This window comes from Roseburia sp. AF20-18LB, assembly GCF_003461185.1.
GTDB lineage: Bacteria > Bacillota > Clostridia > Lachnospirales > Lachnospiraceae > Roseburia_C > Roseburia_C amylophila.
Window position 1 is genome coordinate 216,819 of the sequence record NZ_QTWP01000001.1, and the last position, 21,235, is coordinate 238,053.

Annotated in this window: 19 protein-coding genes; 2 read left to right on the plus strand and 17 right to left on the minus strand. The window is 40.0% G+C overall.

Annotated elements, in window-relative coordinates:
- Positions 1-11: 11 nt before the first annotated feature.
- The 5 genes from DWX65_RS01105 to DWX65_RS01125 all read right to left on the minus strand — a co-directional run bounded on the left by DWX65_RS01105 (position 12) and on the right by DWX65_RS01125 (position 6,130).
- Complete coding sequence (locus DWX65_RS01105; protein WP_118172605.1) at positions 12-662, minus strand: redox-sensing transcriptional repressor Rex; 651 nt, start codon at positions 660-662, stop codon at positions 12-14.
- A 77-nt stretch (positions 663-739) separates the two neighbouring features.
- Positions 740-2,728, minus strand: coding sequence for an ABC-F family ATP-binding cassette domain-containing protein (locus tag DWX65_RS01110; protein WP_118057437.1), 1,989 nt, complete (start codon positions 2,726-2,728; stop codon positions 740-742).
- Positions 2,729-2,843: 115 nt separating this feature from the next.
- A complete protein-coding gene (locus DWX65_RS01115) occupies positions 2,844-4,052 on the minus strand; it encodes an NADP-dependent isocitrate dehydrogenase (RefSeq protein WP_117841030.1) in 1,209 nt (402 codons plus the stop codon).
- Between the two features lie 18 nt (positions 4,053-4,070).
- Positions 4,071-4,730 carry a GntR family transcriptional regulator gene (locus DWX65_RS01120; RefSeq protein ID WP_117698399.1) on the minus strand — a complete coding sequence of 220 codons (660 nt, stop codon included), beginning with the start codon at positions 4,728-4,730 and terminating at the stop codon, positions 4,071-4,073.
- Positions 4,731-4,747: 17 nt separating this feature from the next.
- Positions 4,748-6,130, minus strand: coding sequence for an isopropylmalate/homocitrate/citramalate synthase (locus tag DWX65_RS01125; protein ID WP_022243768.1), 1,383 nt, complete (start codon positions 6,128-6,130; stop codon positions 4,748-4,750).
- A 186-nt stretch (positions 6,131-6,316) separates the two neighbouring features.
- Between DWX65_RS01125 and DWX65_RS01130 the strand changes: the two genes are divergently transcribed.
- Positions 6,317-6,520: an alpha/beta-type small acid-soluble spore protein gene (locus DWX65_RS01130; protein ID WP_022243767.1), complete on the plus strand. Its 204-nt coding sequence runs from the start codon at positions 6,317-6,319 to the stop codon at positions 6,518-6,520.
- 130 nt (positions 6,521-6,650) lie between these two features.
- On the opposite strand, the gene DWX65_RS01135 is transcribed toward DWX65_RS01130, so the two are convergent.
- The 4 genes from DWX65_RS01135 to DWX65_RS01150 form a co-directional block, all read right to left on the minus strand.
- Entirely contained in the window at positions 6,651-8,717 is a 2,067-nt protein-coding gene (locus DWX65_RS01135; protein ID WP_118057436.1) for a methyl-accepting chemotaxis protein, read from the minus strand.
- A gap of 142 nt (positions 8,718-8,859) precedes the next feature.
- Entirely contained in the window at positions 8,860-10,920 is a 2,061-nt protein-coding gene (recG, locus tag DWX65_RS01140) for an ATP-dependent DNA helicase RecG (RefSeq protein ID WP_118057435.1), read from the minus strand.
- An 11-nt stretch (positions 10,921-10,931) separates the two neighbouring features.
- Positions 10,932-12,611: a DAK2 domain-containing protein gene (locus tag DWX65_RS01145; RefSeq protein ID WP_118172606.1), complete on the minus strand. Its 1,680-nt coding sequence runs from the start codon at positions 12,609-12,611 to the stop codon at positions 10,932-10,934.
- A 15-nt stretch (positions 12,612-12,626) separates the two neighbouring features.
- On the minus strand, positions 12,627-12,986 hold the full coding sequence (locus tag DWX65_RS01150) for an Asp23/Gls24 family envelope stress response protein (RefSeq protein ID WP_022243764.1): 360 nt from the start codon (positions 12,984-12,986) through the stop codon (positions 12,627-12,629).
- Between the two features lie 222 nt (positions 12,987-13,208).
- Here DWX65_RS01150 and rpmB point away from each other — a divergent pair, with 222 nt between their 5' ends.
- Positions 13,209-13,394: a 50S ribosomal protein L28 gene (gene rpmB / locus DWX65_RS01155; protein WP_117698403.1), complete on the plus strand. Its 186-nt coding sequence runs from the start codon at positions 13,209-13,211 to the stop codon at positions 13,392-13,394.
- Between the two features lie 69 nt (positions 13,395-13,463).
- Here rpmB and DWX65_RS15095 read toward each other — a convergent pair whose 3' ends face one another.
- The 8 genes from DWX65_RS15095 to DWX65_RS01190 form a co-directional block, all read right to left on the minus strand.
- Positions 13,464-13,604, minus strand: a complete 141-nt coding sequence (locus tag DWX65_RS15095) for a hypothetical protein (protein ID WP_199534326.1) — start codon at positions 13,602-13,604, stop codon at positions 13,464-13,466.
- Between the two features lie 99 nt (positions 13,605-13,703).
- Positions 13,704-14,150 (minus strand): GerW family sporulation protein, encoded by a 447-nt coding sequence (locus DWX65_RS01160; RefSeq protein WP_022243763.1) that lies wholly within the window; start codon positions 14,148-14,150, stop codon positions 13,704-13,706.
- Positions 14,151-14,186: 36 nt separating this feature from the next.
- Positions 14,187-15,155 (minus strand): DUF2953 domain-containing protein, encoded by a 969-nt coding sequence (locus DWX65_RS01165; RefSeq protein ID WP_118172607.1) that lies wholly within the window; start codon positions 15,153-15,155, stop codon positions 14,187-14,189.
- 2 nt (positions 15,156-15,157) lie between these two features.
- Entirely contained in the window at positions 15,158-15,499 is a 342-nt protein-coding gene (locus DWX65_RS01170; protein WP_118057432.1) for a hypothetical protein, read from the minus strand.
- Positions 15,500-15,543: 44 nt separating this feature from the next.
- The gene (locus DWX65_RS01175) at positions 15,544-15,996 is read right to left on the minus strand and encodes an NUDIX hydrolase (protein ID WP_022243760.1); all 453 of its coding nucleotides are present in this window, start codon (positions 15,994-15,996) and stop codon (positions 15,544-15,546) included.
- A 133-nt stretch (positions 15,997-16,129) separates the two neighbouring features.
- Positions 16,130-17,608, minus strand: a complete 1,479-nt coding sequence (locus DWX65_RS01180; RefSeq protein WP_118172608.1) for a peptidoglycan D,D-transpeptidase FtsI family protein — start codon at positions 17,606-17,608, stop codon at positions 16,130-16,132.
- The gene (locus DWX65_RS01185; protein WP_118172609.1) at positions 17,532-18,920 is read right to left on the minus strand and encodes an FtsW/RodA/SpoVE family cell cycle protein; all 1,389 of its coding nucleotides are present in this window, start codon (positions 18,918-18,920) and stop codon (positions 17,532-17,534) included. Before DWX65_RS01185 ends, DWX65_RS01180 begins: the two co-directional genes overlap by 77 nt.
- A 13-nt stretch (positions 18,921-18,933) precedes the next feature.
- The gene (locus DWX65_RS01190; protein ID WP_118172610.1) at positions 18,934-21,186 is read right to left on the minus strand and encodes a peptidase U32 family protein; all 2,253 of its coding nucleotides are present in this window, start codon (positions 21,184-21,186) and stop codon (positions 18,934-18,936) included.
- Positions 21,187-21,235 lie beyond the last annotated feature (49 nt).

Consider the following 21,235-nt stretch of genomic DNA (forward strand, 5'->3'; position numbering starts at 1 on the left):
CAAAAACACCTCTATTCCAGCGTTTCCTTTTCCCTTTTGTTCTTTGTCATATTATAGGATAACTGCATCAGGCTGTCTGATAAATGTACATTTTCTACTACAACATTTTCATCCAATACTTCCAGATCCACATGGGCAAAATTCCAGATTGCATGTACACCAAGGCTTACCAGCTGGTTTGCCACAGCATCTGCCTTTTCTTTCGGCATAGTCAGTGTAGCAATATCTACCTTATGTGTCTTTACAAATTCTTCCAGTTTATCAATCATTTCGATTTTATTGCCACGAATGGATTTTCCGCATAACTCCGGATTCACGTCAAACAATCCTACTATGACGAAGCCGAGTTTTTCAAACTTCACATAATTGGCAAGTGCCTGTCCTAAGTTACCAGCTCCAATAATAATAATATTATGCTGTTCATTTAATCCCATAATCTTTCCGATTTCTTCATACAGAAATTGTACATTGTAACCATATCCCTGCTGTCCAAAACCACCAAAATTATTTAAATCTTGTCTGATCTGCGATGCGGTCACTTTCATTCTTGCACTCAGTTCATTCGATGAAATACGTTCTACCCCTTCATCTAAAAGTTCCCCCAGATATCGGTAATATCTTGGCATTCTACGAATTACTGCCTGTGATATTTCTTTGCTCATTCTGCCAGTTCCTCCTGCTCTCAATACCCTACAATAATTATAGTTTCTTGCCGAAAGGATGTCAATGTGTTACAACTTTAACAATCTTTCTGTAAACTTAATTCTTCCCATTTTGCATAGAGTTCTTCCAGCGCTGCCTCTTCCTGCATCTGCTCCTCATGGATTTTGTTTAATTCATAGGAATTTGATGCTACCCCCGGCTTTGACAGTTCATCATTTAATGCTTCTATCTTTGCCTCTCTCTTAGCAATTTCATCTTCTGTACGCTTTAATTCGTTTTCCAGCTTACGTTTTGCTGCCTGCTGTTTCTTCATTTCTTCCCAGCTTAACTTCTGTTTTCCTCCGCCGGATATCTGCTCTGTTCCATTATTTTCTCCAGTTCCATCGGAAACAATGACATTTCCTTTTGCTGCTGAATTTTCTGCACGTTCCTGTGTAGCTGTGCCAAATGCCGCCAACTCCTGAACTTCCTTTTTCTCCAGATAATAATCATAATTTCCAATATAATTTAAAATTGTTTCATTCTTTAAATCAAGAATTCTGCTGGCAGTTTTATTAATAAAATAACGGTCATGGGATACATAAAGCACCGTTCCGGTATAGGAATTGATGGCTGACTCTAAAATTTCCTTCGACATAATATCAAGGTGGTTGGTCGGCTCGTCTAAAATTAAGAAGTTAGCATTGGATAACATCAGTTTTGCCAGTGAAACACGGCCTCTTTCTCCACCACTGATATCACGAATCCGCTTAAACACATCATCATCCGTAAATAAAAATGCTGCTAACACATTTCGAATCTTCGTTGCCTTCAGATTCGGATAAGCATCTGCAATTTCATCAAATAACGTCTTATCCGGGTCTAAGTTCTGATGCTCCTGATCGTAATATCCGATTTCCACATTGCTTCCAAGCTTTATCTCCCCGGCATCTGCGTCTACAATTCCATTGATTATCTTTAAAATGGTGGTTTTCCCGGTACCGTTATTTCCGATTAAAGCAACTTTTTCCCCTCGCTTAATCTGAAAATCAATGTTTGAAAACAGTTTATGCTCGTAAGATTTTGAAAGACCTTTCACCGAAAGTACATCATTTCCACTGGTAATTTCCGGCTCCAATGTAATATGCATATCTGTTTTTTCATCGATTGGCTTCTCAATACGTTCTATTTTATCCAATGCCTTCTCACGGCTTTCCGCACGCTTAATGGACTTTTCCCGGTTAAAGGATTTTAACTTGGATATTACTTCTTCCTGGTGCTTGATTTCCCGCTGCTGGTTATAATACTGTCGCAAAAGACTTTCCCGCTGTATTTCCTTCTGCCTCGCATATGCGGTATAATTTCCCGGAAATACCGTTGCCGTATGGCGGGATATTTCCACTACCTTCGTAACAATCCGGTCTAAGAAATAACGGTCATGGGCTACGATAATTACGGCTCCTTTATAATTCAAAAGATAGTTTTCCAGCCATGCAATCGATGCCATATCAAGGTGGTTGGTCGGCTCGTCGAGCATGATAATGTCAGGCTTGGTTACCAGAAGTCTGCCTAATGCCACTCTGGTCTTCTGTCCTCCGGATAACTCTGACATTTTCTTTCCGAAATCATTTTCCGAAAAACCAAGTCCCTTTAACACACCGTTTATCTCACTGCGAAAAGTCAGTCCGCCCTCTAATTCAAAGGCATGGCTGAAACGGTTATACTGCTCCATATATTTCTCTAATTCATCTGCGCTTACATGCTGCATGTCTTCTTCCATTTTACGAAGCTTTTCTTCTTTTTCGATTAATGCATCGCAGGCATGAAGCACTTCATTATAAATGGTCTCGTTGCTGTCTTTATCCTGATACTGGGCAAGATAACCGATGGTTTTTCCTTTTGCAACGGTTACCTCGCCACTGTCCGGTGCCAGCTCTCCCACTATAATTTTCAATAACGTAGATTTGCCGGCACCATTGATGCCGACAATTGCTGTTTTCTCATTATCTTCTACATGAAAAGAAACATTCTGTATTATGGTGTCTGTCCCAAAGGATTTACTGATATTCTGACAGGCTAAAATCATGGAAGTCTCCTCACTTTTTCTCTTCGCCCCATAAGTAAAGCATTCTTTACAAGGGGCTTTTTATAGCTGAAAATTCCGGGACGGCACACTATTCTGCCCTCCCGGAGTATAAAATTTATAACATTTTCTCTAATGTAGCACGGATTGCCTTGATAAAGTCTTCACTGTTTAATACAGTCGGATTTTCAATTGTAGTAATCAGTGCAAGGTCTTTGGTCATCTTTCCGGATTCAATCGTATCTACACAGGCTTTTTCCAGTTTGTCGGCAAATGTGCTTAACTCCTGGTTGCCATCTAATTCACCTCTCTTACGAAGTGCTCCGGTCCATGCAAAAATAGTTGCTACGGAGTTGGTGGATGTTTCTTCTCCCTTGAGGTGTTTATAATAGTGACGCTGAACTGTTCCGTGTGCAGCTTCATATTCATAATATCCTGCCGGTGATACCAGTACGGAAGTCATCATGGCAAGGGAACCAAATGCAGATGATACCATATCACTCATAACATCTCCATCATAGTTCTTACATGCCCAGATAAAGCCGCCCTCTGCTTTCATCACACGGGCTACCGCATCATCGATTAAGGTATAGAAGTAGGTAATTCCTGCTTCTTCGAATTTTTCTTTATATTCCGCATCAAAGATTTCCTGGAAAATATCTTTGAAAGTATGGTCATATTTTTTGGAAATGGTATCCTTGGTTGCAAACCATAAATCCTGTCTGGTAGAAAGTGCATAGCTAAAGCAGCTTCTTGCAAAGCTTTCGATAGAATCATTTAAGTTATGCTGTCCCTGGACAACACCTGCTCCGGTAAAGTTATGAATCAGCTCTCTTGTTTCCGTTCCGTCCTCTGCTGTATAAACCAGTTCACATTTTCCCGGTCCCGGAATCTTCATTTCAGAAGCCTTGTATACATCACCGTAAGCATGTCTTGCAATGGTAATCGGTTTCTTCCAGTTCTTAACACATGGCTCAATTCCCTTTACAACGATTGGTGCACGGAATACCGTTCCATCTAACATTGCACGGATAGTTCCATTCGGACTCTTCCACATTTCCTTTAAGTTGTACTCCGTCATACGTGCTGCATTTGGTGTAATGGTAGCACATTTTACTGCAACACCGTATTTCTTTGTTGCATTTGCAGAATCTACAGTTACCTGGTCATCCGTTTCATTACGATGTTCAAGACCCAGGTCATAATATTCTGTGTTCAAATCAATAAATGGTAATAACAGTTCATCCTTAATCATTTTCCAAAGGATTCTTGTCATTTCGTCTCCGTCCATTTCAACCAAAGGGGTAGTCATTTTAATTTTGTCCATCTTTCTATCCTCCATTTACTATTTCAGCAGATTGTCCCAGCCATAATTATCCATATTTTCAATAGTATTTAACATATGACTTGTCGCAAGCAGTTCTGCTTCTTTTGCATTGTGCTGCTTCAATGCTTCTACAATCTTTTTATGTTCATCATTTGATTTTACCACACGATCCGGCATTGACAAAGTGATTTTTCGAACTCTTTCCACATAATGATGAAATGCAGACAATTCATGCTTTAACATTTTGCTTCCGGAAGCTTCATAAAGCACCTCATGAAACTTATTATCCAGCTCCAATATCTGTGCATAATTTTCCTTCTTAGCATGAAATTCCACCAGAAAAATGTTTTCTTCCAGTTCCGCTATCTGCTCCTTGGTAATTCTGTCTGCCGCCCACTTTGTGCAAAGTCCCTCCAGCCGTGCACGGATTTCATAGATATCTTTTACGTCTTCTTTCGTAATTCCCTCTACGAATGCTCCGCGGTTTGGAATGATTCTGACGAGTCCTTCCAGTTCAAGCTGCCTTAAGGCTTCTCTTACCGGAGTACGGCTGACACCCAGTTCATCACCCAGGGTTTTTTCTTTTAATTCTTCATCGCACTTGTATTTTCCGGATAAGATATTTTCACGAATCGTATGAAATACTCTTCCGCTTAAAGAATATCCTTCTTCGCCCACGATAAAGCCTCCTTAATTTATAATACAATTCCGAGTTTTTTACAACAGTCAGTTATCTGTACTACAAGTTCGTTATCTGTAATTACAGTTACACGTCCCTCATCATACTGCTCGTCTACCCACTGTTTGATGGTCTTTACCAGTTCCGAATTCTTATCTACTTTACGGTCATCACTGAGACGGTAATAGGTATTAATCCAGTGTGCAATTCCAGCAAGTCCTGATGTATTGGAAACAGATACCAGTGCCGGACGATTTAAGAATTTTTCGGTATCAAAAATGTTATAAATTTCTTCATTTTTCAAAAGTCCGTCTGCATGGATACCTGCTCTTGTAACGTTAAAATTACTTCCGACAAATGGTGTACGGCTTGGAACCTTATAATTCAATTCCTTCTCATAATATTCTGCCAGTTCTGTGATAACTCTGGTATCCATTCCATCCAGGGTACCCTTTAACTGCGCATATTCAAATACCATTGCTTCCAGAGGTGTGTTACCGGTTCTCTCACCAATACCAAATAAGGAACAGTTTACGCCGGATGCACCGTAAAGCCATGCTGTGGTCGAGTTATTGACTGCTTTATAGAAATCGTTGTGTCCATGCCATTCAATCAATTCAGAAGGAACTCCTGCATGTGTGGTAAGTCCGTAAATGATACCCGGTACACTTCGCGGAATTACTGCTCCCGGGAAGTTTACACCATATCCCATGGTATCGCAGGCACGAATCTTAATCGGAATATTGTATTCTTTCATTAACTTCATCAGCTCTAAGCAGAACGGAATTACAAATCCGTAAATATCAGAACGTGTAATATCCTCCAAATGACATCTTGGACTGATTCCAGTCTCTAAGCATTCACGAATCACACTTAAGTAAAGATTCATAACTTCGCTTCTGGTCATTTTCATTTTATAGAAAATATGATAATCGGAGCAGCTTACCAAAATACCGGTTTCACGCAGTCCCAAATCTTTTACCAGCTGGAAATCCTGTTTGCTGGCACGAATCCAGCTGGTGACTTCCGGGAATTTATAACCACGCTCTAAGCATTTATATACGGCATCACGATCCTTCTTGCTATATAGGAAGAACTCGCTCTGACGAATTTTACCCTTTGGTCCGCCTAATTTATGTAAGTAATCATAGATGGTTACAATCTGTTCTGTGGTATATGGTGCTCTTGACTGCTGACCATCACGGAATGTTGTATCAGTAATCCAGATATCCTCCGGCATATTATGCGGAACGATTCTGTCATTAAATGCAATTTTCGGAATTTCCTCATATGGAAAAAGATTGCGGAATACATTTGGTTCCTCAACATCTACAAGCTGATAAAAATGCTCTTCCAACTGTAATAGATTAGTTTTTTCATTCATAACGACTTCTCTCATGGAACACACTCCTTTTGATTCACAAATATTCTTGAATAATTGTATACAATTATACTTGTATGTGTCAAGAGCTTTTTCAAGATTATTCCAAAAAAGTGAATATTTATTAGTATTATCCTTTTTTATCGGTAGATAATAGTATTGTAACCATTCGGTTATATACAAATGCTAAGGAGGAAATTTACTATGTCTAATCGTTCGAAAAAATCTTCTGTTCCAGAAGCACAAAGTGCATTAAACCGTTTCAAATTCGAAGTTGCAAGTGAGTTAGGTGTACCACTGTCTGAGGGATATAATGGGGATTTAACTTCCCGTCAGAATGGTTCCGTAGGCGGTTATATGGTAAAGAAAATGATTGAGGCGCAGGAAAAGCAGATGGCTGAACGTTAACACATCTTTTTCATTGCCCACTTAGATGTCAGAAGAGGCTGTCCACCGGAATCGGTGAACAGCCCCTTTCTCAGGTTCCCCCTTTTCTTTCTATATCATTTTTCTATCATGACACATGCAGTAACACTTATTACAATACGAATTTTCCGACAACCTCTTTTAATTCTCCGGCAATCTTTTCCTGCTGGGAAGACATTTCAGACACCTCTCCAACAACTGCAGATACTGAATTTACAGACTGCATAATCTGTCCACTATTATCCACTGTATTCTGGGAAGATTCCGCCACACTGGACACTGCCTGGCTGACCTCGTGAATGATTGTCTCAATATTTGTTGCCATCCGGGCAATATCATTGGAAAATTTTTCAATTGCCTGGGCATCATCTCCATACTGCTGTGCTACATTGACGAAAGTATCGTAGTCCGGTGCGACCGTATCTGTCACGAAGTTTAACATAGACTGTGACTGTTCCACAATTCCGCTAAAGGCATGTTCTACTTCGCCAATTGTTTCTTTAATCTTATTAACTGCAGCTGTAGTCTCACCTGCCAGATTGCCAATTTCTCCGGCAACAACTGCAAATCCCTTTCCCTGTTCTCCTGCCCGGGCGGCCTCAATGGAAGCATTTAAGGACAGTAAGTTAATCTGATCTGCGATTTCGGAAATCACTTCTGCCAATGCGCCAATGGATTTTACAACATCTGCATTCTTAATACTCTTCTCCAGACCAGCTCTGTTCTGCGCTGCAAGCTTATTGGCAAGTTCATAAGCACTGCGGCTGGTATCTTCAATTCCATTTGCACGCTTCTTAATTTCTCCTGCCAGTTCCAGACTCTTTTCTGTCTCAGAAGCCAGCATATTAACAGAGGAATTCACTTCCTCTACTGCAGCATTTACTTCTTCCGTCGCTGCGCTAGAGGAAGTCATATCGGAATTAACCTGATTCATCAGTGACTCTATCATCTCATAATCCTTCTTTAATTCCTCTACCGAACGCTTCAGTTCAATGCTGGAATCACTCAGAAGTTTTGCATGACCACTGATTTTTGAAATCATGTCCTTATTATTTCCATACATTTCATTTAAAGACTGTCCCATTGCTCCCAGTTCATCACTGCGTCTGCTCTCAAGCGACTGTACTTTAAAGTTACCCTCTGCCAGCTGTACAGCAAAGTTCTTAACTCTATTAATCTGTCTGGAAACTGATTTTACCTGTGATAAAATCACAAGTATCATAATAATAAGAATCACTGCCGCAATGATTGCCAACTTAATCCCAAGGCTGATAACCGGTGCATTCAGTTCTGAATTTTCAATCGCAATTCCAAGTTTCCAGTCCAGATCCGGAATTGTCTCATAATATACCGTATATCCGGTAATCCCTTCTGTAAAGCAGGCTTTTCCACTATCAGAATCTAACATTTTTGTTCCTACTTTAGCAAGAGAACTATTTTTAGAATCCGTTATTTTCTCATTCATGATTTTACCGGAATCCTGTGTATAAAGATAGGTTCCATCCGATGAAATCAGAAATGCTTTTCCTGTTTTTCCTACTGACATCTGGCTGACCAGATTCTGAATCTCATCCAGCGTAATATCAACAGTTACGCATCCCATATAAGTTCCATCTGCACTATACATCGGTGCAGAACAGTTTACCATATCACAGTCTAGAACCTCATCATGATATGCCTTTGTAAACTTCGATTCTGTTTCGCCATTCGAAACAATCTTGTAGAAATCCCTGCTTACATAATCATAAGAGGACTGGCTCCTGTCATAAGTCAGAATCGGCGTATCTCCATCCTTGTATACATAAGGTCCTACAAAACGTTGTTTGGAGTCATACTTATTCGGTGCAAAATAAATTCCGGCACCATAAATAAAATCCTCCTCATAAATCATGGTATTTAAGAAATTAACATATGCCAGCAGTTCCTCATTTTCATAAGTAATCCCAACAATTCCAGCCATATGTTTTGCAAGGCTTGCCGCAGACTGCATCTGTGACTCTACCTCTGTCTTCTCGTTTTCCAGACTCAGCGTCATTTCCTTCCCAATCTCATCGTCAATAATCTGCTTACTGGAAAATACACTGACTGCCCCTAATACAGCCATACCAAGAATCAGTACCGGGAGCATTGCACTTAACATTTTCGTGCTAATTTTCTTCCCTTTTTTCTTCTTAGCCATAAAAATATATCCCCCGCCTTCACTAAATTGTAATTTTGTACTTATTGTATCAACATTTAGGCAATTTAGCAATAAAAACGAGGGATTTTGCGTTAATTTTCGTAAACTTTTCACAAATTATTCCTTAATTTTTCGAAACTTTCTAAATATTTGTGTTGTATTCTGTCATTTTGTACGCATTTTTCAGTGTTGTTTCAAGTCTCATGTCTTTTTCGCAATCGTTTAAGTTACACTTTTCGACATATTCTTTTGCTTCTTCGGATGCAATAGAAAGCATATCGGCATCCGAAAAGACATCTGCAATTTTAAATTCCATCAAACCACTCTGACGTACTCCGAAGAAATCTCCTGGTCCACGCATTTTCAAATCTTCACTGGCAATATAGAATCCATCATTAGAACCCGCCAGAATATTCAATCTCTCTTTGGCATTCTTTCCATTGGAAGAATTCATAAGAATACAATAGGATTGTGCATTTCCTCTTCCGACACGCCCCCGCAGCTGATGGAGCTGTGCCAGCCCGAAACGCTGTGCATCCTCAATCATCATAACTGTGGCATTCGGCACATTTACACCTACTTCCACTACCGTTGTAGAAACCAGAACCTGGATTTCACCAGTGACAAAGGCTTCCATTACTTTATTCTTCTCTGCCGGGCGCATTTTTCCATGAAGTAATCCTACGCTGATTCTGTCTCCATAATATTGTTCTAATTTCTTTACATATGAAGTAACATCCTGCAATTCCAATTCCTCATTGGCTTCTACCAGAGGACAGATGATATATGCCTGATGTCCTTTTTGAACTTCATCTAAAATAAAATTCCAGGATTTCTCCCGCATTTTCGGTCCAACGACACAATTTTTGACCGGAAGACGTTCTGCCGGAAGCTCATCTACTACCGAGATGTCCAGATCTCCGTAAAGAATTATTGCAAGGGTCCGCGGAATCGGAGTCGCACTCATAACCAGTACATGTGGCAGCCGGCTGCTCTTATCTGCCAGCGTCTCCCTCTGTCTTACCCCAAAACGATGCTGTTCATCCGTTACTACCAGCGCCAGCTTCTGATAAAGTGCCTTTTCCTGTATCAATGCATGGGTTCCAATTATCATGGCATTCTGTTCTGTTTCCATTCTCGCATATGCTTCACGTTTTTCCTTTGCGGTCAACGAACCGGTAAGAAGAATAACAGGAAAGTCCAGTTCAAACATAGCAATCCATTCCTGAAAGGTCTCATAATGCTGTCTTGCCAGAACCTCGGTTGGTGCCATAATAGCAGTCTGATAACCTTCATGGGCAAATTTTGCCATAATAAGAAATGCAAGAATAGTCTTACCGGAGCCTACATCCCCCTGTATCAGCCGCTGCATGGCATAAGGACTGTATATATCTTTTTCCAGATCTGCCAGTGTTTTCTTCTGGGCATTTGTCAGTGGAAACGGAAGCTGTTCTGCCACCACCTCAATAAATTCATCCCTTACTACCGGAAATCCATTCGGCGTCTGCTCGTGATGTTCCTTAAACCGCTGTATCTGCAGCAGAAATAAGAAAAATTCGTCAAAAGCAAGACGTTTTCTTGCTCCGGTCAGTTCTTCTAAATCTGTTGGAAAATGCACTTTTTCCAATGCCTCTCTCAATCCCATAAACTGATGGCGGGCTAAGATTTCTTCCGGAATATATTCACCATCTTCTTTTACACTGTCAAGGGCTGTACGTACAAGCTTACCAAACTGCTTGCTGGATATGCCCTTAGTCAGCGGATATACCGGCTGAAGTGATATCTGCATTTTCCTGTATTCATCCGGCTTCCACACTGCCGGCTGTTCCATGACATATTTCTTATTTTTTAAGGTCAGCTTTCCATATAATATTACTTCCGGTTCCCGGTTCAGCTGATTACAGATATAGGGCATCCGAAACCAGACCGCCTCTACTTTCCCTGTTCCATCGCTAAACTGTGCAGTAGATATCTGCATGGCTCTGGTACTTCTTGTTACCGGAGAAGAACACAGCCGTACATGAAAAGCATAGACTTTCTCCGGCTCTGCCACACTGATATGCTCCGGCTCCGGCATCTGCTTATAATCCCTTGGAAAAGCAAGGAGTATATCCCCAACGGTATATACTCCAAGTTTTTGCAATATTTTTTCAGTTTTTGGTCCAACTCCATTCAATTCCTGAATGGGTGCATTTCTGTCCATAAACACTCCTGTTACTCTACTGATATTACATAATAGTAAATTGGCTGTCCGCCAAAGTGAATCTCCACTTCTACCTCCGGATACTTCTCTTCTAAAGCAGCACCTAATGCATTGGCATCTTCTTCTGTTACTTCTTCACCATAATAGATACAGATAATCGCAGATTCTTCATCTATCATCTCAGCAACCATATCTTCTGTAGTGCTCTTGATATCCTTACCAACAGCAAGGATGCTCTTGTCGCCAATTCCCATATAATCGCCCTGTTTAATCTCTTTGTCATCGATTACGGTATCACGGACTGCATAAGTTACCTGACCGGTCTTTACATTTTCTAATTCCTCGGTCATACGCTCTGCATTTTCCTCTGCCGACTGATCCGGAATAAAGTTAATCAGTGCTGTAATTCCCTGTGGAATTGTCTTGGTTGGAATAACAATAATCTTCTTATCTTCTACTAAAGATGCTGCCTGATTTGCAGCCAGTACAATATTCTTATTATTCGGAAGAATAAAGATGTTATCTGCATTCACATGGTCGATGGCATTTAACATATCCTCGGTACTTGGGTTCATGGTCTGACCACCTTCGATGATATAATCCACGCCAAGTCCGTTGAAGATTTCATTGACACCGGCACCAATGGATACGGAAATGAAGCCCATTTCTTTTCTTGGTTCCTCTGCCTTTTCTTCTTTTTGGGTTTCTTCCTCTTTCTGCTCTTTTGCGAGTTTCTCAGCATCCTTGATTAATTTTTCCTGATGCTCTTCACGCATATTATCAATCTTGATTTTGCTTAATGAACCATGTTTCAATGCTTCCTGGATGGCAAGACCAGGGTCATTGGTATGTACATGGGTTTTCACAATCTCATCATCTGCCACAACAACGATAGAATCACCAATGGACTCTAAGAAGTTTTTATATTCATGCTCCTGCTTCTCTGTTAATGGCTGATTTAATACAATGATAAATTCGGTACAATAACCAAACTTAATATCAGCTTCTGTCTCAGCAGTAATCTTCATAACACCTGCAGATGCTGCAGAACCTTCAATGCTGTAATCAATTTCTTTGCCAATCAGGGAATCATAACCGCCCTTTAATACCTGAACCAGTCCCTGTCCGCCGGAATCTACTACGCCAGCCTGTTTTAATACAGGAAGCATATCCGGTGTCTTGCTTAACACATGGTCTGCTTCTTTAATAACTTCATCTACAAAGAATACAATATCATCGGTATCATCACAAAGTTCTAATGCTTTGTTGGCTGCCCCCTTAGCAACAGTAAGAATCGTTCCTTCCTTTGGTTTCATAACTGCCTTATATGCAGTCTCAACAGCCTTCTGCATAGCTTCTGTCAGAATCACTACATCAAGCTCATCATATTCTGCAATCACCTTGGTAAATCCACGGAATAACTGGGAAAGGATAACTCCTGAGTTTCCTCTTGCTCCTCTTAATGAACCCGATGAAATTGCCTTTGCAAGTTCCTTCATGGTCGGATTTTCAAGCTCGCTTACTGCCTTTGCTGCTGACATAATTGTCATAGACATATTGGTTCCTGTATCTCCATCCGGTACAGGGAAAACATTCAGTTCGTTAATCCACTCTTTCTTTGCTTCGAGATTCTTTGCTCCGGCCAAAAACATTTTAGCAAATACCGCAGCGTTTATTGTACTTACTTCCACTTCAACAGTTCCTCCTTAATCAATCACTCTGACGCCTTCAACTAAAATGTTGACTTTCTTAATCTGCATTCCGGTAAACTCTTCCACTTTATATTTTACCGTATGAATCAGATTGTCTGCTACTGTCTCAATACTTACGCCATAGGCAACAATTACATGGAAATCAATTGTAATTTTATTATTTTCATCCACATCCACATTTATACCATGTGTCAGATAATCTCTCTTTAATAATTTAACCAGGCCATCTTTCATATTAACTGCAGCCATTCCCACAATGCCAAAGCACTCAACTGCAACAGAACCGGCATAGGTTGCAATTACTTCATTATCAATTACGACTTTACCTAATTCGTTTTCCATTTTACCTGTCATTCTATAACCTCCAATTAAAATTAATCTTCTCGCATTTCCGCCAGTATATACATAACATGAACTATATTATAACCTCTTTTTCTGAAAAAAGAAACAGTATTTTTCTTTATTTTCAAAAAATGCAATTTTTTTCTTGCATTCTGTCTGTATTTCTGTTAAGATAGCTTTGTTGTGAGCTTGTGTCATAACAGGCTTAGTGAAGAATTTAAAGGAGGTGCTATCATGGCAAAATGTGCAGTTTGTGGAAAAGGCGCTCATTTCGGTAACAATGTGAGCCATTCTCATAGAAGATCTAATAGAATGTGGAAATCAAACATCAAATCTGTAAAATGTAAAGTAAACGGAACTCCAAAAAGAATGTACGTATGTACTTCCTGTTTAAGATCCGGATCCGTTGAAAGAGCTTAATTAGCATTTTCTATCTGGACTGTCCTTTTGGACAGTCCTTTTTTTACTTTACAGGAAATTGCTTTCCTATTACTTACAGCAGAAAAGATTATACCCTATCAACAGCAATATCAATATAATAATAATCCCAATCACGTCACTTGGAATAATAAACATAAAAAACATGCCAAATCCCACCATGAAAAAGGAATACCCCATCAAGCGTTTCATGTTTTTTCTCCAATCAAAAAGACATATACCATTATAGTATATGCCCTTCTTTTTCACTTAGCACGCTGTACGTTCTTCTGTTACTATTCTATACTGTTCTTATTCTTCATCCTTATTTACTGCATCAGATAAAATTTCATTCATCTCAGACTCTGCTGCTTTCTTGGATTCTTCATCTAACTTTGCAGTTGCTGCCTCATCCTTCTTTCCCCTGGATGCGAACTTATTTACGAAATCTGGTACCATATCAAGAATTTTGGTCACACCATCCTGATTCTTAATATTTACAAGCTTGGTGGTGCCATTCTGAATGACAAGAACCGCACTCGGTGTAATCTTTCCACCCATTCCTCCTGCTCCGTTGTTCTTCTTCTCCTGTGAAAATGCACCTGCGCCTACACCAAAGGATACATCCACTAATGGAAGAATGATGGTATCTCCGATATGAATGGCATCTCCTACAACCGTCTTGGTTGTAATGAAGCTGTCCATTCCTTTGAATAAAGATTCTACCGTATTGCGAAATGTGTTATTACTGTCTGACATAATAATTCCTCCTGATTCTACTTCATATTGATTCTGTTAAAATTGCTTTATAAAGTGTTTCACATCCGGATTTCTCCAGATTTGAATTGCAGCCTTTAATAAATGAATCACCTGTATCCGTCCCCTTATATCCCAGCTGCCTTCGATATAAAAACGTTCTGCCTCAAAATCCGGCATAATAGATACCTTATCATAATATAAAAATGGTAATACGCTGAGCACTGCTAAAACCTGTCCTGTGGCTGCCGGATCTTCCATACCATAAGCAACATCTGCCTTCATATGCTTTGGTCCGTATTTTTTTAACAGCCCTATTACATCACCCAGGACAAACCGGACGGCACTTCTATTCTGCTCATCCTGTATCCACTGATTCACTTTTTTTATTTTACTGCCGATATTTTTTAATTTCTGCGGAATTGCTTTTATCTTTTCTACTATCGAGCGTATTGTCTTGCTGATTTTACCAAATGCGAAAACAAACTTTTTCTTATATGTCTTCTTATGGTGTTTCTGTTCATACTGTTTTTCCGTCTGTTCTTCTTGCACTTCAGCCGGTGGATTCTGTTCTTCCAGCCCCGTTACATCTATCTTTTTTTCAATCGCCGGTGCTATTTGTTCTTCCGGCTTCTGACGTTTCTGCACTAAGTCTTTTTCCGGTTCCTTATGGGATTTTTCCCCGGATTTCTTTTTCTGCTTTTTCTTTACTTTCTTTTTCTCTAATTTCTTTTTGGATTTTTCATCCGATGGATACTTCCATGCTTTTATGCCAAAAATCTTTAAAACTGCAAGCCGCTTTCCCTGCTCCATTAGAAAGGAAAAACGCAAAGCCATAAGACACCATGCTCCATGCACTTTTAACGTAGTCTGTCCCTGCCTTGTCTCTCCACGAATCCGGTAAGATACCGGAGCAAACAGCAAAAGCATGATAAGTAAAACCAGTAAACCTAATATGCATAATAATATTATGCCCAGGATTTTCAAAATAGATAACAGCACTGTCATCCTCATGTCTCCATTTCAGTATTTTTACGAGTCTGCTGTTTCAGTACAAATTTACGCACTTCAAATGTTCCTGTTTTATGATAAATATCATTCACAATTGCTGCTGACATCTCTAATGCTGCGTCATATCCTCTTTCCAGACCGATAATAAAAAGTTCTTTCTTCGGATATGCCTTTTGTAATAAATCTGTTGCCGGTATAATATCCAGAAGATTCTCTTCATTTGACGGAAGGGTCAGAAGATAAAGCGACGGCTGTGGCACATTCCGCTCCACTCTGCTTTTTACCTTTGCTTCCTGATTTTTCAGCCTTTCTCCCAGATATAAATTAGAATACCAATGCATGCTACACCTCATATCTGATTTAAAAAAGCAGTCAGATGGCTGCTCTAATAATATTTGTGGGTTCCCCACAGATTACACTTTTTCAAATCCAGATATTCATTATAAGCTTTTTCCAAAATCTGCTTCTCATTGGCAAATTTTAAAAGATGATAGGCTTCATGATATTTATAATATCCGGAATCTACAAAGAACTCTTCACGTTGTGGCTTACTGTAATAACTGTCTGCCATCATCAGATACCAATGTACCTGTTTCTCCACCGTATCTTCTGGCACAGTAAAGCTATACTGGCTCTTCCCGACATATTTGATTATGGATGCATCTACGCCCGTTTCCTCCAATACCTCTCTTGCTGCGGTATCTTTGAATTCTTCCCCGGGTTCTACTGTTCCCTTTGGAAGCACCCAGCCTTCGTACTTATTCTTATAATTCTTATAAAGGACAAGCACCTTACCCCGAAATATTACCACACCACCACAACTTGTTGCTTCAATCATTGCAATACCTCCTGATGTGGTCACTACCTTTTGTTTAACAAACAGTATACCCCTTTTTTCATAAGGATGCAACAATCCATTTCAGAAGTCCCGGATGATTCCTGACGCAACATGTCATCCTATCTGTTTTCATTTATCTGTAATATACATCAAAAACCTGTTTTGCTGCTGGAACTGCAACGGTACTGCCTGCACCTGCACCTTCTGCAATTACAACAACTGCAATATCTTCCTTATCCTCCCGGTGTGCATATCCAACAAACCAGGAATGGCTTTCTCCCTTATTGTTATTAAACTCTGCGGAGCCAGTCTTGCCGTATGCAGTATAACTCTGCCCATTTAACTTGGATGCAGTACCATCTGCAACTACACCTGCCATAAATTCCTGCATGGTCTTTGCTTCTTTTTCCGAAAGAAGCTGCTTGCTTGCAGCCGGCTCATATTTCTTTACTTCTATACCATTTTCATTTTCCGTATGGTCTACCACATAAGGTTTCATCAGAATTCCATCGTTGGCAATTGCACTGGTAATCAATAACATATGGAGTGGTGTTACCAGCGTCTCTCCCTGTCCGATTGCCGTCTGCATTTTCATACTTTCCGGGGATTCATCTGTTAATTTAAACTGACTTTTACTTGTTTCAAAGTTTCCCGGCAGTGTCTTATCAAACATCAAATCTGAACAAAGGTCCGAAAGAGAATCTGTGTCCAAAGATAATCCGATATTGGCATAAGATGAATTACAGGAATTTGCAAAGGACTGCTTCAAATCCTGCGTTCCATGCACGGCATTATTATAACAGTGTATTGTAAAATCATTCTCTGTAATACTTCCGTTACAGCTATAGCTGTACTTCTCATAATCCGGATTTTCGCGGATATATTCTAAAGTTGTAATTATTTTAAAAGTAGAGCCAGGCGGATATAATCCCTGGGTCGCCCGGTTTAAAAGAACCGAGTTATTATTATCTTCTGAAATAATGGAATCCCAGTCTGCCGCAATAGTATTCGGGTCAAAATCCGGTTTGGACACCATGGCAAGCACTTTTCCGGTGGAAGGCTCCATCACAACGACTGCACCATCATAATTGCCCAATGCCTGATATGCAGTTTCCTGCAAAGTGGAATCCAACGTGGTAACCACATTGTCTCCCATGCTTTTTTCATCTTTAATCTCGTTAAACATACGCTCTAATACAAAAGAATGGGAACGTAAAAGATTAAAGTTCATATTGGATTCAATACCGGACTTTCCATTGGTGGAAAACCCGACCACATGCGCATACATATTACCATAAGGATATTTTCTGGTTTCATTACCGGCAGCATCCACTACGGTCTCGGCTAAAACTTTGCCATCTGCTGACATAATCTTTCCTCTGACCACACGGTCTGCAAAAGTATCCTGCCTGCTATTATATGGACTATTGATAAAATCTTCGCTTTTTACCATCTGAAAATATACCATATATCCCATCAGGCAGATAAAAATAGCAAGGAAAAGATAGGTAATCACTGCAAATTCTTTATTCTTACTAACTGAGGTCCCTGACTTCTGTTTCGAATCCTGATTTTGCTTTCTTTTCTGCTGATTTATATTCTCCTTTTTCATAATGTGACACTCCTTCGTCTTCCCGCAAAATATATAATCCCTGAATAATGCCAAATATAATCAATGTACTTAACATGGAACTACCTCCATAGCTGACTAACGGAAGGGTTACTCCGGTGGATGGAATAAATTTTGTAACTCCGCCAATGGTTAAGAATACCTGAAATCCGTAAATCGTTCCAAGTCCAAGTGCCACCAGCTTATAAAAGGAATCCTTTAACTGCATGGCAATATTTAAAAACATCAGGAAACAGCTTACACAGACCAGAATCAGACACAGGGCAAACATTCCACCCAGTTCTTCTGAAATTGCTGCGAAAATAAAATCCTGTTCTACTACCGGTATTTTATTTGGCATGCCCTGATATAACCCCAGACCGAAGAAGCCTCCGGTCCCGATTGCAAAAAGTGACTGGCAGATCTGATAGCCCTCTTTGTCAATTACTTTTAGAGGTGTTTTCCATGCCACCACACGGACTCTGACATGATTAAATAATTTATAGGCAATTACTGCCGCTACACTTCCCGCCAGCAGTCCACCGGCAAAATAGAGTGGTTTTCTCGTTGCCACATAAAGCATTGCCATATAAGCCACAAAGAAAATCAATGCGCCACCTAAATCCCGGGATAATACCAGAATCAATACATGCAGTGCTGCAATCAAAGTGGTAATTACCACCTGACGGAATTCCGTTGATTTATGATACATGGCAGCCACAAAAAACACAAAAAGAATCTTAATAAATTCGGACGGCTGTACCGTAATTCCTGCTATGGTAAAGGAAATCTTTGCTCCATAGCTGGTGCTTCCTGCGATACATACAATACCAAGTCCCACAATACCGATTGCCGCATAAATCCAGGTAAGATTCCGGAAAAATCCCATCCTCCGTATCATCACCGGAATCACAAGGGAAATCACACAGGATACTGCTGCAATTGCAAACTGTTTGATAGCATGTCCAAAGTTCAGGCGGGTCAGAATAATAAACCCGATAATCATAAGCATACACATATTATTGGCTAAAAGTCTCGAAGCCTTCGGATAACATAATTTGTACACATTCCGCACCACAACAAGAAGAATTATCTGCGCCAGATAAAAAATAAAAGTATATGCATCCTCTGTCACCGCAAATATGACTAAATATGCCGTAAAATGAATCACATACAAAATCCTTGCCTGCCGTTTAAATTTCTTTTCCTGTTTTCGTTCTGATATATTCCGGAATACCGCAAAACATTCATATGTATACACGGAAAACAGAATAATCAATGCATATTTTGATAACTCCACAATTAAATGAACCATAAATACCTCTGCTTTATTCTACGCCTCGTTTAAAATGACCATTGGTGCATTCCATTGGCAGCTGCCCCAAAATGCCACCATTTTTATAAATATCGCCATAAATTGTTAAAATCTGTTCTGTCTCTTCTTCCGTCTCTATCGTAAAGGAAAGTCTCACGGCAGCCGGTGCAATCTTTTTCACGGTTGCGTCTTCCTTAAAGAGGCAGACCGGAAGCGAATTATAAATTACATTATAACATTCCGGGCAGAAATTTTTCACCGGAAAATGTACCGAATAACGGTCTTTTAAGGTCAGCACGTTGGGCTGATGCATACAGCCCAACGTGTTCTTATGAATACACTGTGCCGTTATCATAAGCGGAAGTCTGCCATAGATAATCATTTCAGACCGGCTGTTTTCTCTTCTTAAAATCTCCTTCCGGTTCAATTCCACCGGAATTGTATCCTGCATCATTCCAAGATGATAAAAATATTCTGCTGCTTCATTGGAATAGGTATATAAATTACTGTCGGATACCATCTGCCAGTTTTCATTGCCCCATTCCTTTATAAACGCAATCTCATCAAGACTCCGCACCATAATACCATCTAATGGAAGCTTTTTTAGCTCCGGCATGATTTTTTCATAAAAAAGACTGGTCTGCTGCCGGAAAATAAACGGGAATACATAAAATGCTTTCTTACCGGATGCATGTACCCTGTCTATATCCTCACTTAACTTGCGGATCAGATTTTCTCTTGTATACAACATACAATCAAGATAAACCGTATCCACGAAATCGGCTTTTAATACTGCCGGAAGCTGTTCTGCGTCTTCAATCAGTACCCGGACTTCTGTGGATGAACCAGCGGATTGTTGTCCAGAAGCCTGTGATAATGACTGTCCGGAAATCTGCTTTTCTTTTATGGCATTTCCTGTTGTCTGCCTATCTGTTTCAGCGGAAGAAGTTTCCACCAATTCTGGAAACGTTCTTTCATAAGGTTTCAACAACGCTTCTTCTAATGCTTCCAATGCACCTCTTCGCAGCTGGTTCAACTGGTTTACCGGCATAAAAATATCATCATCCATTGTAACTTCAAGATTTTCAAAAACAAATGGTGTATTTCCGGTCTTTGTAATCTTTTCTGTTACAACTTCTTCCGTCAACGGACGATTCTGTGCTACAAGAACCATATCTCCCTGATAAGAAACTTTTATTTTTCCATGTTGCACTTCTATCTTAGCAGGGCATTGTTTATTTAATATTAACTTTCCTTTAATCTTTTCTTTTAATTCGGTGTCTACATATTCTCTACGGATGTTATCCTGAAGAACACCTTCGCTCTTATTATGGGAAGCACTCTCTCCGCTTAGCATATCACTGTCATTATGATGATAGTAATATCCGTTGGTAAAGCCACCTCGGTTTCCAAGCTCTAAAAGTGCCCTGATATCCTTTTTTTCCACTGGGATACGGCTTCCATCCAGATAGGAATCCATATATTTCCGGTAAATACTTACTACACCGGCAGCATACTCCGGTGTCTTCATCCGTCCTTCTATCTTAAAGGAATATACCCCATGGTCTGCCAGTTCATACAAAAATGGCAGTGTACACATATCCTTAAGGCTCAGAATCGGTGTTGCATGATGTCCGGTAAGACTTTTTTCTCCCTGCAATACTTCATAGGAAAGGCGGCATGGCTGTGCACATCTGCCACGGTTTCCGCTTCTTCCGCCGATGATACTGCTGAAAAGGCACTGTCCGGAATAACAGTAACACAATGCGCCATGAATAAAGCTTTCCAGTTCCACGCCTACTTCATCATGGATTCTTTGAATTTCTTCTAAGGACATTTCTCTCGCTGTCACCACACGCTCTACACCCTGTTCCTTTAAAAGCCTGGCTCCCTCTACATTGGTAATGGTCATCTGGGTACTGGTATGTATCGGAAGATTTGGAAAATGAGTTTTGATAAACTCCATAACGCCCATATCCTGCACGATGACAGCATCTAATCCCGCTTCATAATAAGGGTGCAGATAATCATAGAGCTGTCCTAATTCATATTCTTTTAACAGAGTATTCACCGCAAGAATAATTTTGCGTCCATGAATATGTCCGAAACGGATTGCTTCTAATAATTCTTCTTCGTTAAAATTATTGGCATATGCTCTTGCACCGAACATACTTCCGCCAAGATATACGGCATCTGCTCCGGCATGAATGACTGCCTTTAATGTTTTCAAGGAACCTGCCGGTGCTAAAAGTTCTAACTCTTTCATCTTTCCTCATCTCCTATGGCAACAAAAGGGACAGATAAATGTCTGCCCC

Excerpts from the sequence above, each read along its gene's own strand:
- DWX65_RS01135 (WP_118057436.1), bottom strand. The coding sequence starts at position 8,717 with ATGGCTAAGAAGAAAAAAGGGAAGAAAATTAGCACGAAAATGTTAAGT.
- DWX65_RS01110 (WP_118057437.1), bottom strand. The coding sequence starts at position 2,728 with ATGATTTTAGCCTGTCAGAATATCAGTAAATCCTTTGGGACAGACACC.
- DWX65_RS01150 (WP_022243764.1), bottom strand. The coding sequence starts at position 12,986 with ATGACAGGTAAAATGGAAAACGAATTAGGTAAAGTCGTAATTGATAAT.
- DWX65_RS01185 (WP_118172609.1), bottom strand. The coding sequence starts at position 18,920 with ATGGTTCATTTAATTGTGGAGTTATCAAAATATGCATTGATTATTCTG.
- DWX65_RS01130 (WP_022243767.1), top strand. The coding sequence starts at position 6,317 with ATGTCTAATCGTTCGAAAAAATCTTCTGTTCCAGAAGCACAAAGTGCA.
- rpmB (WP_117698403.1), top strand. The coding sequence starts at position 13,209 with ATGGCAAAATGTGCAGTTTGTGGAAAAGGCGCTCATTTCGGTAACAAT.
- DWX65_RS01160 (WP_022243763.1), bottom strand. The coding sequence starts at position 14,150 with ATGTCAGACAGTAATAACACATTTCGCAATACGGTAGAATCTTTATTC.
- DWX65_RS01180 (WP_118172608.1), bottom strand. The coding sequence starts at position 17,608 with ATGAAAAAGGAGAATATAAATCAGCAGAAAAGAAAGCAAAATCAGGAT.
- DWX65_RS01190 (WP_118172610.1), bottom strand. The coding sequence starts at position 21,186 with ATGAAAGAGTTAGAACTTTTAGCACCGGCAGGTTCCTTGAAAACATTA.
- DWX65_RS01175 (WP_022243760.1), bottom strand. The coding sequence starts at position 15,996 with ATGATTGAAGCAACAAGTTGTGGTGGTGTGGTAATATTTCGGGGTAAG.
- DWX65_RS01105 (WP_118172605.1), bottom strand. The coding sequence starts at position 662 with ATGAGCAAAGAAATATCACAGGCAGTAATTCGTAGAATGCCAAGATAT.
- DWX65_RS01170 (WP_118057432.1), bottom strand. The coding sequence starts at position 15,499 with ATGCATTGGTATTCTAATTTATATCTGGGAGAAAGGCTGAAAAATCAG.
- DWX65_RS01165 (WP_118172607.1), bottom strand. The coding sequence starts at position 15,155 with ATGACAGTGCTGTTATCTATTTTGAAAATCCTGGGCATAATATTATTA.
- recG (WP_118057435.1), bottom strand. The coding sequence starts at position 10,920 with ATGGACAGAAATGCACCCATTCAGGAATTGAATGGAGTTGGACCAAAA.
- DWX65_RS15095 (WP_199534326.1), bottom strand. The coding sequence starts at position 13,604 with ATGAAACGCTTGATGGGGTATTCCTTTTTCATGGTGGGATTTGGCATG.
- DWX65_RS01115 (WP_117841030.1), bottom strand. The coding sequence starts at position 4,052 with ATGGACAAAATTAAAATGACTACCCCTTTGGTTGAAATGGACGGAGAC.
- DWX65_RS01125 (WP_022243768.1), bottom strand. The coding sequence starts at position 6,130 with ATGAGAGAAGTCGTTATGAATGAAAAAACTAATCTATTACAGTTGGAA.